Source organism: Dawidia soli (assembly GCF_018598185.1).
Taxonomy (GTDB): Bacteria; Bacteroidota; Bacteroidia; order Cytophagales; family Cyclobacteriaceae; genus Ohtaekwangia; species Ohtaekwangia soli.
The window spans coordinates 1-12,481 of record NZ_JAHESC010000020.1; the positions used below are offsets into that span (position 1 = coordinate 1).

The following is a 12,481-nucleotide window of genomic DNA, read 5'->3' on the forward strand; positions in this document are numbered from 1 at the left end:
GCCCAGGCCGGACGTAATGCGGATATAGCTGCGGGGTACGTCGCTGAGGTAGATCAGGTCTTTTTCCAGGAAGCATTGGCCTACGAGGCCTTCGCCCAGGCCCACGCGCATGTCGACGTGTTTCTTTTTCTCATAGGCATAGGCGCTGATCAGCTCCAGGTGGGCATCGTCGGGATCGTCGTCGTTGAGGACGAAAATGGCACCCTGGTTTACGCCGAGGTAGTTTACCAGCTTGGAGACCACCTGGTCAAACAACTGGTGGATATCGTCCTGCTGTTGACGCAGGATGTCCGAGAACGTGGCCAGGCCGCGGTTGATCCAGTTCCGTTGCTCTTCCTCCTGGTTGAGCTCGACCATGCGGTCGCGCAGCGAGGTCAGGGCCAGGCCGAACTCAGACTGCCGGTCGCCCTCGTACATAGCCTGAAGGTTGCCGGATTTAATGGATTCAAGGAATTTAATGGCCTCGGTAAGTTCCTGGCGCAGGGAATCATTGGTATTGGACACGGCATCCCACCGGTCCTTTTGCAAGAGCATATACCTTTTCATACAGGGCGGATAGACGTTCTGGTTGGCAAACGCAACTTCAAAGATAGGGAAATAATTTACCCGTTTACGGGGGAAAGTACCCTTGCTGTATAATTTTTTATACTATAAAAATTCCCCCATCACGAATTGCCGGATGTCAGGATGACGATGATGATATAGACGATCCGGTCCAGTCTGATCCGGAGTTTTTTCAGGGCGACGGTGATGTGATACTCCACGGCTTTGGCCGACACCTGCATACGCTTGGCGATCTCTTCGTTGGTATACCGGTCAAAGCGGCTCAGCCGGAAGATCGTTTGGGTGGTGGCCGGGAGCTTGGCCAGCTCCTGGTTCAGCAGGTCGAGGGTCTCTTCATAGGCCAACGTTTCGTCGGTGGCATATACCTCTTCGCGGTAGCTGTGCGTGGCATGACGGATCAACTTTTCGCGGCTGGCCAGGGAGTCGTACTGATCGTAGATGCGGTTCCGCATACAACGGAACAGGTATGCTGGCAGGTCCTGTACGTGAAGGAGCTCGGCGCGTTTTAACCAGAGGTGTACAAAAACATCCTGTACCAGTTCCTGTGCCGTGGTCCGGTCGCGGAAGTAGTTGTAGGCAACGGAATAAAGCTTCGCCCAGAAGACTTCATAGATCTCCGCGAACTCCACATCGGTCATAGCTTCCTTACGGACGTGCAACATATTGGGTCAGGTATTGGCGTAGGGAAGTTAGAAAAAAATGTAATCGATGTAAAAATATTTGCAATCGTTTTAGGGTAAGAGGCCCCGACAACCTTCATACAGATAGAAACCTTATAGTAAAATGGACTATTACCCTCTCGGGGACCTGATCCGGCGGCATCGGGCAGGAACACTATTGCCGCACGAGCGCCGGCAGCTTGAAAATTTCTGGCAGCGCGCCATGGAAGATACATCTTACCTGGACAACCTGTCGCCTGAAGACCGGGCTCTTTTAAAAGAGACCATGTTCGCGGAAACGCGCCGGCAAATTGCCCGACTGGAGCAGCCTGCGCGTCCGTGGATATATACTGCAGCGGCTTATCGTGTTGCGGCGGCGGTGTTATTGCTGATCGTCGCGGGGGGCATCTTGTATTGGAATGCAAGTCGCATGACCACGATCTATAGCCCGCCCGGTGAACAGGTCAGTATTATACTGCCCGACAAGTCGCACGTGACGCTCAACGGAAATTCGACGTTGCGGTATGCAACCGATTGGAAAAAAGAGGGGTTACGGGAGGTCTGGATCGACGGCGAGGCCTTCTTTGCAGTACGCCATACCGAGCTCCACGCCAAATTCGTGGTGCATGCTGCCAACGAATTAAATGTAGAAGTGCTCGGCACCAAGTTTAATGTGCGCAGCCGGTCGGAGCGGTCCGAGGTGATGCTGACGGAAGGAAAAGTACGGCTCGAAGTCGAGAGCAGCACGGAGGCGCCGGTATACCTGCATCCCGGCGAGCTGGCTACTGTCGTCGGCAACGCCGTGTCGACGCATAGCGTCGAAGAGCGCCGCTATACATCCTGGTTACACCAGACGCTGGTGTTCGACCGCACGCCCCTGGCGGAAGTGGCCATGCTGCTGCGCGATACGTATGGACTAGACGTCACTTTTGCCGGCGACGATCTCGCGGCGCGCGAGCTCTCCGGCGAGATCTCGTCGGCGACAGTAGACGACGTGTTATATGCCATCGCTGAAACCTTCAACCTGAAGGTGGATCGGGACGGACAGCAGGTGACGATCTCCTCACCTTAAAGAAGAATACTACTCAATCAATCATAAACCCAAAACCCAAACCCAATATGTTATATCGCTACAATTACGACGACGCTATACGGAAGTTTAGCGGGTTGCTGGTATTACTCCTGCTACCGCTGTTGCTGCCGGCCCAGCAGGATATGCTGGCGCAGGCAGAACGCACAACGGGTACCCGACCGTTGTCCGACGTGCTGGAAGAGATCCGCGGTCAATTTCAAATCACGTTTGTATACGAGCCCATCGCGGTAGAAGGAAAACAATTCACCGGAAGTATACCGAACCGGGCGAAAGTGGAGCACGTGCTCTCCGATGTACTGGATCCCCTGGGATTAAAATTCAGAAAGATCAACCATCGCACGTATTCCATTTTTCCGAAGACCCGCACGCGTGCTGCGTCGGACACGAAGCCGGCACCAGCCGATGCTGAAAGCGACGCCACGATATTCCTGGCCACAACGGCACCGTTGCGCACAGCGGATGCGCTGGCGCCGGCCTTTGCCGACATCCAGGTGACGGGTATCGTGTCGGATGACGCGGGCAGTCCGCTGCCCGGTGTGAACATCCTGCTGAAGGGCACGGCGCAGGGTGTAACGACCGACACCGAAGGTCGCTTTACCATTTCCGTACCCGACGGCAGCGCGGTGCTGGTGGTGACCTTCATCGGCTATGTGTCACAAGAGATCACCGTCGGCACACAGACAAGCCTGAACATCGTCTTACAACCCGATGTGCAGCAGCTGAGTGAGATCGTCGTCGTGGGCTACGGCACGCAGCGACGCTCGTCTGTTACCGGCGCTGTGACGACCGTATCGTCGAACGAAGTTGCGGCCTTGCCCGTGGCCGGCGTGGACGCCGCCATCCAGGGGCGCGTGCCCGGTGTACAGGTGACCAACAACGGTAGCCCGGGTACAACGCCCTCGGTGCGGATCCGCGGCATCGGGTCGATCACCGGTTCGTCGCAACCGCTTTATGTCATCGACGGCTTTCCGCAAGCCGGAAACCTCAATAACATCGACACCAAAGACATCGAGTCGGTGGAAGTGCTGAAAGATGCGGCGGCTTCGGCTATTTATGGATCACGTGCTGCCAACGGCGTCATCATTATTACCACCAAGAGCGGTGCCCGCGACAACAAGGTACACATCGACGTAGACGCCTACTACGGCGTGCAGAAGGCCTGGCGCCAGCTCGACTTGCTGGGCAGCGCCGACTATATCAACTACGGCACGGCGTTGCTGACAAACGCCGGCAGCGAATTGCCCAAACGATTCTCGGCGTTGGACGAGCCGGTTTATGTGGGGGCTACGCAAACCTACCGGCAGACGGATACCGACTGGCAGGATGCGATGTTCCGCACGGCACCGATCTCGCAAGTGCAGGTGTCGCTGTCGACCGGCACGGAGAAGTCCAAGTTATATACCTCGGTGAGCCGGTTCCAGCAGGAGGGGATCATGCTGGGTACGGACTTCGACCGGTATAGCTTACGCCTGAACTACGAGGCGCGCATCAGCGACCGCTTTACCTTTGGCGAGAACATGAGCATCTCGACCGCGACGGTCCAGAACCAGCCCGAGAGCGGTGCCCGCACCATGGTGCAGCACCTCATCCGCTCGGTGCCCTATATCCCGATACACGACCCGACGCTGGCGGGTGGCTTCCGCGCGCCGAGCGGTAACGATGGATCCGACCCGGAGAACCCCGTGCGCATTGCGACGATGGATATCAACAAAGACAATATCATGAACCTGATCGGTCGTGCGTATATCGATGCACGCATTGTCGACGGGCTGCACTACCGGTTTACCGCGGGGCTGAACTATTCTGTCGTGCGCCATACCGAAGACCTGCCCATTTACAGCGACAGCTTCAACGGCCGCACCACGCACAACCTGGTCGACAACCGCACCACGACGTTGTCGCCATACTATTCCAATCAGCTGACATTCGACAAGGTCATCGGCGCGCATACGCTCAACGTTGTGGCAGTTGCCGAGCGCCAGGACAACGCCATACAGGTCCTCAACAGTTCTGCACAGCACGCGCGGAACGACATCGGCCAGATGGACGGTACGGCCAACCCGGCCGTAGGCGGCAACCTGAACGAGAACGTGCTGCTGTCGTTCCTCGGGCGCGTCAACTATGAGTATAAATCCAAATATCTGCTGAGCGCTTCGCTCCGTCGCGACGGCTACTCGGGCTTTTCACCCGATCACCGGTGGGGGAGTTTTCCCGGCGTGTCGGTGGGCTGGCGCCTGAGCGAAGAAGCCTTCCTGCAGTCTGCGCCCGCGATATCAGAATTGAAGGTGCGCGCCAGCTACGGCTCACTGGGTTCGATCGCCAGCGTGGGCTCGTATGAATACCAATCGTTCATCAGCTCCAACACGGCGTACGACTTTAACAATGCCGCGACGCCTGGTTCGTACTACGACCGTCTGTCGAATCCAAACCTCACGTGGGAAAAAACCGATATGACCAACTACGGTATCGACCTGGGCTTGTTTGCCAATGCGCTGACGTTCTCGGTCGAATACTTCGTGCGCAACACGGACGATCTGCTGCTCGACGTAAATGCAACGCCTTCCCTGGGCTTTACACAGCCTACGAAGATGAACGTGGCGAAGATGAAGAACTGGGGTACCGAGTTCTCGGTAGGGTATGCCCGGGCGGTCGGCGGACTGACGTTTAATCTGTCGGCTAACGTGGGTATTATCCGCAACGAAGTGAAGAGCCTCAATACACCCAACGCCGCGCTGTTCAGCGGCAACAATGCCGACTTTGGCGGGTTTAATATTACCCGCACCGTGGCCGGCCGGCCCATCCAGGAGTTTTACGGGTACCAGACCGACGGCATCTTCCAAAGCGCCGAAGAGATCCTGGCGGCCAACGCCGCGGATGGCGACCCGACTACAAAATACCAGAACAATGCGGCACCCGGCGATATTCGCTTTAAGGACATCAACGGCGACGGTGTGGTCGATGCTTCCGACCAGGTGAGCCTCGGCAACTACCTGCCCGACTTTACCTATGGTCTGAACTTCTCGGCCAACTACCGCAACTTCGACCTGGCCATCTTCCTGCAGGGTGTACAAGGCAACTCGATCTATAACGGCACCAAGGTATTGGAGCAGGGTATGCTGCGGTTGTTTGGGGCCGGCACGGCGGTGACAAATGCCTGGACGGAAACAAACCGGAATACCGACGTGCCCCGCGCGGTGAACGGCGACCCGAACCAGAACTCGCGCACGTCGAACCGCTTCCTGGAAGACGGCTCTTTCCTGCGGATGAAAAATATCAGCATAGGCTATACGTTGCCGGGAGCGCTGGCACAGGACATGACGCGGGGCACGCTTAAAAAGCTTCGCCTGTATGTGTCCGCGCAGAACCTGTTTACGATCACCGACTACACGGGCTACGACCCCGAGATCGGCAACCGTTATCAGAATACGACCGGCAACACGTTGATCAACGGTATCGACTTCGGTCAGTTCCCGTCACCCCGCACGGTAATGGCGGGTGTCCAGTTAGGTTTTTAAGGATCGATAAAGAAACAGCATCATGAGAATCAACATCACAACCATACTGCTTACGGCCACGGCGGCGTTCCTGGCAAACGCCTGTGGCGATTCGGCCCTGGACAAGAAGAGTGAGAACTATGTACAGGTGGATAATTATTACCGCACGGTGGACGAGCTTTCGCGCGCGGTAACGGGCGCCTACGCCATTTTACAAAGCAACAACCTGGGCGGGCGGGAATACTTCTTCCTGCACGACCTGCGCTCGGACGACGTGGCCTCGGGTGGCGGGCAGCTGGAGACGCCCCGCAACCAATTGCTGATCGGCTCGCACGGCCCGACGAATGCGGTGATGACGTCCGTCTATAACGGCCTGTTCCGCCTGGTACATCGCGCCAACGCCATCATTCAGAATGCGCCCGACGCTACCGGCGATGAAGAGCTGAAGAAGCGCCTGGTGGCGGAGTCCCGCTTCCTGCGTGCCTGGGCGTATTACCAGCTGGCCGGTTTCTGGGGCGGTGTGCCGCTCTATACCACTACGCCGATCCAATTCGAGGACTCTGAACCCCTGGCCCGCAGCACGGCTGCCGAGATCTGGAATTTTGTATATACAGAGCTAAATGCCGTTGTGCCGGACCTGCCCGCCGAGTATAATAAAAACGACTTCGGCCGGGCGGGCCGCGGCGCGGCACTGATGGTGCTGGCCAAAGCCTATCTTTTCAACGGCGACCATGCCAACGCCAAGACGCGCCTGGAAGCCATCAAAGACCTGGGCTATACGCTCGTGGACAACTACTTCGACAACTTTACCGAAGAGACGGAATACAACGCGGAGTCTATCTTCGAGCTGTCGTATACCTCGGGAGGTAACTATAACTGGGATGCCGACGGCAATGCCACGCAGGTGAACGAGTCGTGGATCCGCTCGCAGGAGTATTCGGCGGTAGGCTGGCGCAACCTGATCCCCTGCAATACATTACTGGCCGAATACGAGCCCAACGACCCGCGTCTGAAAGATACGTTCTACTTTATCGGCGATACGTATGGCGACCCCGGTGCGCCGCTGGAGCTCACCGAAGACAAGGTACAGGGTAACAACAGCATGTTTGACGGCGTAGAGCAGAAGGTGAGCTGGAAGAAATATTCTGTGATGTATAAGCTCGACCCGGGAGGCTTTTGGGATAAGATCGGCATCAACTACCGCATGTACCGCTATGCCGACGTATTGCTGATGCTGGCCGAGTGCGAGAACGAGATCGGCTCGCCCGATGCCGCCATTGATTACCTCAACGAGGTCCGCAACCGACCGAGCGTGAACATGCCGGAGTACCCTACGGCCGAATACCCGGTCAACTCGCAGGCGGAGATCATGCGTGCCATCATCCACGAGCGCCGTGTCGAGCTGGCGGGCGAAGAGGTTCGTAACTTCGATATACTGCGCTGGCGGAAAGACAACAAGCTTACGACCGAGCCCATTTCATATTACGCGCCGATGTATGAGCTGCTGCCCTTGCCGCAGGACGAATTGAACAACAACCCCAACATCACCCAGGACGATCAAAACCTGGGTTATTGACCGGAATGCATTCCGGTGTTAGACATGAGACGACAGGTCTATACGATAGCGTGCCTGGCTATGGCGGCAGCGATCAGCTGCCGCCAGCCCGCACGTTTTGAGCTGTTGCTGGCGACGTATACCGGCATCGACTTCGAGAACCGCCTGACCGAAAACGATACGCTCAACGTGCTGACGTTCGAGTATATCTACAACGGCGGCGGTGTAGGCATCGGCGATTTTAACAACGACGGTCTGTCGGATGTTTTTCTGGCGGGCAACATGGTCAGCAGCCGGTTGTACCTCAACGACGGCTCCCTTCGCTTTCGCGATGTGACGATTGCTTCGGGCATCACTACACGATCGTGGTGTACGGGCGTGGCCGTGGTTGACATCGATCAGGACGGCTGGCAGGACGTGTATATTTCCACCGTGCATCCGGACCCGAAGCGTTCGTCGCCCAACCTGCTCTTCCACAACAAAGGTCCCGACGCCCGGGGCATCCCCATCTTTGAAGAGGTAGCGGCCCGCGCAGGGCTGGCCGATCACAGCTACTGCACGCAGGCGGCGTTCCTGGACTACGACGGTGACGGCGACCTCGATCTGTACCTGCTCACCAACGCGTTGGAGAACTATACCCGCAATGCCCCCATCGGCCAGCGCACCGACGGCGGTGGCAAGAGTGTCGACAAGCTATACCGCAACGATGGAACGCCTGGCGCGTTGCCGCGTTTTACGGATGTATCTGCCGCGGCCGGCATTCTGACGGAGGGGTGGGGACTGGGCATCGTCGTGAGCGACGTTAACCTGGACGGTCGTCCGGATATTTATGTCGCCAACGACTTTTTGTCCAACGACCACTTGTACACCAACAACGGTGACGGGACGTTTACCAATACCATCGCAGCCGCATTGCGGCACCAGGAATACAATGGCATGGGCGCCGACATCGGCGACATCAACAACGACGGTTTACAAGATATACTCGTCGTCGACATGATGCCCGAAGACAACCTGCGGCAGAAGACCATGTTCTCTGCCACGGGCTATGACCGGTTTCAACAGAACATACGCATGCGTTACCAGCCGCAGTACGTGCGCAACGTGCTGCAGCTCAACAACGGCAACGGCACCTATAGCGACATCGGCTATCTGGCCGGCGTGTATGCTACCGACTGGAGCTGGAGCGCGCTGCTGGCCGATCTCGACAACGACAGCCGGCAGGATATGCTGATCACCAACGGTTATCGCAAAGACATTACCAACCTGGACTTCACGGCCTATAGCAAAGAAGCCTCGAAGTTCGGCACCGACGCCATTCGCCTTCAGCATGCGTTGAAGGCCGTCGAGGCGCTGGAGGGAGTGCCCAAGCCCGACCTGCTGTTTCACAACGAGGGCGGCCTGCGGTTTGCCAACGCGTCGCAGGCCTGGGGCATGACACAGGAGGCCTATGGCAACGGCGCCGCCTATGCCGACCTGGACAATGACGGCGACCTGGACCTGGTGGTAAACAATATCAACGAAAAGGCATTTATATACCAGAATACCAGCGTTGACCGCGATGCTGCGCACCACCATTATCTGCGCGTACGGCTGAAAGGCCCTGTCGCCAACCGCGATGGTGTGGGCGCGCGCGTAACACTGTATCAGCATGCTCAACAGCAGGTGCGTGAGTACGCGCCCCAGCGCGGGTATCAATCTACCGTAGAGCCATATTTACATTTCGGCCTGGGCGGCGCTACGGTCGTCGACACTGTGCACGTGTGGTGGCCCGGTGGTTACGAGCAGGTACTCACGGCCGTGCCGGCCAACCAGGTGCTGACGCTCGATATACAGAACGCCGTGCCGGTAAAGCCGCTCCCCGATAAAAAAATAGTTCGACTCTTTCGGGAGATGTCGGCATCGCTTCGGTTGCAGTATCGGCACGAAGAAGACAACTATATCGATTTTAAAGCCACGCCGACATTGCCGATGCAATACTCGCAGGCGGGTCCGGCCCTGGCCGTAGGCGACGTGGATGGCGACGGCCTGGACGATGTGATCTTGTGTGGTGCGGCCCGTCGTGCGGCCCGCATCTTTCGCCAGCAGCGCGACGGCACGTTCCGCCCGGACTCCTTGCCGGGAAAAGGGAACGAAGACGCCGGCCTGTTATTATTCGATGCCGACGGCGACGGTGATAACGACCTGTACTGTGTCAGCGGCAGCACCGAGTTCAGCGCGGGGCACGCGTTGTACCAGGATCGTTTTTATCGCAACGAAGGCGGTATGCTGCGCGCCGACACAACGGCCCTGCCCCGCGAAGCGAGCAGCGGCAGTTGCGTTGTGGCGAGTGACTTTGACCGCGACGGCGACCTGGACCTGTTCGTCGGTGGCCGCATCGTGCCCCGGCAGTATCCTTCCGCGCCGGAAAGCTTTGTACTGCAGAACAACGGCAAGGGGATCTTTACGAACATCACCGGTGCGGTAGCCCCGGCGCTGAAGCAAGCGGGTATGGTTACCGGTGCGTTGTGGACGGACTTCGATAACGATGGCTGGACCGATCTGGCCGTAGTCGGAGAGTGGATGCCGATCACATTCTATCGCAACGACAACGGCCGCGCGCTGGCGCCGGTGTTTGCCGAGGCGCCCGGCTGGTGGAACAGTATTACCGGTGGCGACTTTGACCACGACGGCGACACGGACTACATCGCCGGCAACGTCGGTTTGAATACGTTGTTTCGCGCATCGGCGCAAGAGCCCGTGTCCGTTTACGCGAAAGACTTTGACGGCAGCGGCTCCTTCGACCCGCTCATGTCCCGCTATATCAACGGCACAGAACATTTAATACATCCACGCGAGACGCTGACCGACCAGATCGTACGCTATAAACGCAAGCTGACACGGTACAGTCTTTACGGAGCGGCTACGCGTGCCGACCTGTTGCCGGCAGAAGAGCTGGAGGGTGCGTTGGTCTACCAGGCTACGACGCTGACATCATCGTATATCGAAAACCTGGGCGGTGGCCGGTTTGGTATACGTCCGTTGCCTGTAGAAGCGCAGACCGCCCCCCTGAACGGTCTGCAAGCAACGGATATCAATAACGACGGTCACGCGGATCTGTTGGGCATCGGCAACTGCTATGCCGTCGATCCTTTGGTGGGGCACTACGATGCCGGCATCGGTCTCTGCCTGCTGGGCGACGGGCGCGGCGGATTTTGCGCGGTGTCCACAACGCGTTCGGGATTCTTTGTGAACCGTGATGCCAAGAGCCTGGCGTTGCTGGCAGGCATAAACGGCACATCGCATTGGCTGGCCACGGCGAACCAGGACAGCCTGCGCGTCTTTACACGAACGGCCGCGCCGACCGGGTGGATCATGCCTGCGTCGCTCGATGTGGCGGTTGAATTTGCGTGGCCTTCGGGTAAACGCCAGCGGCAGGAGCTATACCATGGCAGCGGCTACCTGTCGGCGTCGACGCGCCAGGTGCCTGTGCCGGCCGGCGTAACGTCGGTCACACTTACCAATAGCCAGGGCGTGACCAGAAGTGTCTGGCGGACGCCGGGCATTACCGAGGTTTCGCAGCGGCGCGGTCGCGTGCCTCGAGCCGCTTCCGGATGCGGCTCAGCGAAGGGTTCTTGATGTTGAGGTACGATGAGATGTGGTAGAGCGGTATGCGTTCCACCAACTGGGGGTGGTTCTGCACCAGCTTGACATAACGATCTTCTACAGAGCTGAAGAGCTGGTCTTCGATGCTCGACTGGGAATATTCAAAAAACAATTCGGCGATCTGACGGCCAAAACGCTCCCACGGTTTGTAGGTGCTATAGAGGTAGTTCAGGTCGTGGTGCTGTATGGAGATGATCTCCGAATCTTCCAGGGCCTGAATAAAGTAATAGCAGGGCATGCGGTGCAGAAAGCTGCGGAAGGAAACGATGAACTGGTTCTCGGAAAAGAAAAACACATTGCGTTCTTCCTGCGTCTTAGCATCGATATAGTATATGCGAAAGATGCCCTTGATGACCAGCCCCAGGTCGGAGCAGACGATATTCTGCATGTTGAAAAAATCACCTTTGCCGATCTTGCGGGTTTTCCAAAGAGGCAAGCTCACTGCGATGTCGTTCGCGGTGAGCTCGGAAAAAGCCGTTAGCCGTTCGGTAAGATACGCTTTGTTCTGATCCATGTTTGCTGTCGTATCCGCAAGCTGGCGGATGCGACACAAAGATAAGCCGGCGCTTGGAATCTGGTAGTATGCCGGCGGCGTTTAGGCGAGCAGCTCGGCTTCCAGCGTGATCTCCATGTTGTTTTGGTACGCTTTGCTTACGGGGCAGTTGACTTTTGCGTCCTGCGTGATCTCGTTAAACCGTTCTGGGGTGATGCCCGGTACCCGGGCCTTGAGCTTTAACGCAGATTGGGTAATGGCCACAATTTTCGGGTCGAGCGTCACGCTGCATTGTGTTTCCAGCGTGGTGGGGTTGAACCCGGCAGTCGACAGCAGCAGGTTCAGCTTCATGGTAAAACATCCGGCGTGGGCCGCGGCCATTAATTCCTCGGGGTTGGTGGACGGCTGGCCGTTGTATTTCAGAACACCGTTCTCGAAGCGGCTGGCAACGGAATAGGATGTTTTGTTCAGGACGGCGCTTTCGGTAGAGATCTGGCCTTGGCCTTCTTTGATGTTGCCGTTCCAAACGGCGGTAGCAGTACGTTTCATATTTGATTTGTTAAGTCGTTGTCGTATTGACGACACAAACATGCCGGATTACCGCCACAAGAATTTTCACCTGGGTGAAAAAAGCAAAAAAAGTTACTGTTTGCCGGTGAACAAGGGGTTCTCCCGCGCGAAGCCGCCGCCATCGAAGCTGATCACATAGTCGGAGCTGAAATGCGTGCTTTTGCGGTAGTAGTCTGTTGTAATGATCTGAGCACCTGATTGTAAGGCCGCGTCGATTGATCGGAGGCGAATCACCGGACCATACAGGGCATTGTGCTGGTATGGCTGGCGTTGTTTTTCCTGATCGTGCTGATGCCGGTCTGGAAACGGTTCAACACGCCGTGGTAAAAATCGGTGATTCTTAAAGAAATAGTACATTTATATTCGTAGCGATATGGTTTTTGTATCTTTAGTATAAACTATATCGTA

At 57.1% G+C, this 12,481-nt stretch carries 9 protein-coding genes; 4 read left to right on the plus strand and 5 right to left on the minus strand.

The genetic code is table 11. The features are described 5' to 3' along the window. On the minus strand, positions 1-546 hold a 546-nt coding region (locus KK078_RS14505; RefSeq protein WP_254091006.1), incomplete at its 3' end, for a GAF domain-containing protein. Positions 547-665: 119 nt separating this feature from the next. Next, a complete protein-coding gene (locus tag KK078_RS14510) occupies positions 666-1,226 on the minus strand; it encodes an RNA polymerase sigma-70 factor (RefSeq protein WP_254091007.1) in 561 nt (186 codons plus the stop codon). A gap of 121 nt (positions 1,227-1,347) precedes the next feature. Between KK078_RS14510 and KK078_RS14515 the strand changes: the two genes are divergently transcribed. The 4 genes from KK078_RS14515 to KK078_RS14530 are packed head-to-tail and all read left to right on the plus strand — an operon-like array spanning position 1,348 to position 10,983. Beyond that, positions 1,348-2,295: a FecR family protein gene (locus KK078_RS14515; protein ID WP_254091008.1), complete on the plus strand. Its 948-nt coding sequence runs from the start codon at positions 1,348-1,350 to the stop codon at positions 2,293-2,295. 47 nt (positions 2,296-2,342) lie between these two features. Continuing rightward, a complete protein-coding gene (locus KK078_RS14520) occupies positions 2,343-5,831 on the plus strand; it encodes a SusC/RagA family TonB-linked outer membrane protein (protein ID WP_254091009.1) in 3,489 nt (1,162 codons plus the stop codon). A 22-nt stretch (positions 5,832-5,853) separates the two neighbouring features. Further along, on the plus strand, positions 5,854-7,386 hold the full coding sequence (locus tag KK078_RS14525) for a RagB/SusD family nutrient uptake outer membrane protein (protein ID WP_254091010.1): 1,533 nt from the start codon (positions 5,854-5,856) through the stop codon (positions 7,384-7,386). A gap of 24 nt (positions 7,387-7,410) precedes the next feature. Beyond that, positions 7,411-10,983, plus strand: coding sequence for a VCBS repeat-containing protein (locus KK078_RS14530; protein ID WP_254091011.1), 3,573 nt, complete (start codon positions 7,411-7,413; stop codon positions 10,981-10,983). On the opposite strand, the gene KK078_RS14535 is transcribed toward KK078_RS14530, so the two are convergent. The 3 genes from KK078_RS14535 to KK078_RS14545 form a co-directional block, all read right to left on the minus strand. Further along, the gene (locus KK078_RS14535; RefSeq protein ID WP_254091012.1) at positions 10,910-11,524 is read right to left on the minus strand and encodes a Crp/Fnr family transcriptional regulator; all 615 of its coding nucleotides are present in this window, start codon (positions 11,522-11,524) and stop codon (positions 10,910-10,912) included. The two genes, KK078_RS14530 and KK078_RS14535, sit on opposite strands and share 74 nt — an antisense overlap. A gap of 81 nt (positions 11,525-11,605) precedes the next feature. Next, a complete protein-coding gene (locus KK078_RS14540; protein WP_254091013.1) occupies positions 11,606-12,052 on the minus strand; it encodes an OsmC family protein in 447 nt (148 codons plus the stop codon). A gap of 93 nt (positions 12,053-12,145) precedes the next feature. After that, positions 12,146-12,430 (minus strand): Ca2+-dependent phosphoinositide-specific phospholipase C, encoded by a 285-nt coding sequence (locus KK078_RS14545; RefSeq protein WP_254091014.1) that lies wholly within the window; start codon positions 12,428-12,430, stop codon positions 12,146-12,148. Positions 12,431-12,481: the final 51 nt, after the last annotated feature.

Coding starts and splice junctions, on each gene's coding strand:
- KK078_RS14510 (WP_254091007.1), bottom strand. CDS start 1,226: ATGTTGCACGTCCGTAAGGAAGCTATGACCGATGTGGAGTTCGCGGAG.
- KK078_RS14515 (WP_254091008.1), top strand. CDS start 1,348: ATGGACTATTACCCTCTCGGGGACCTGATCCGGCGGCATCGGGCAGGA.
- KK078_RS14520 (WP_254091009.1), top strand. CDS start 2,343: ATGTTATATCGCTACAATTACGACGACGCTATACGGAAGTTTAGCGGG.
- KK078_RS14525 (WP_254091010.1), top strand. CDS start 5,854: ATGAGAATCAACATCACAACCATACTGCTTACGGCCACGGCGGCGTTC.
- KK078_RS14530 (WP_254091011.1), top strand. CDS start 7,411: ATGAGACGACAGGTCTATACGATAGCGTGCCTGGCTATGGCGGCAGCG.
- KK078_RS14535 (WP_254091012.1), bottom strand. CDS start 11,524: ATGGATCAGAACAAAGCGTATCTTACCGAACGGCTAACGGCTTTTTCC.
- KK078_RS14540 (WP_254091013.1), bottom strand. CDS start 12,052: ATGAAACGTACTGCTACCGCCGTTTGGAACGGCAACATCAAAGAAGGC.
- KK078_RS14545 (WP_254091014.1), bottom strand. CDS start 12,430: ATGTACTATTTCTTTAAGAATCACCGATTTTTACCACGGCGTGTTGAA.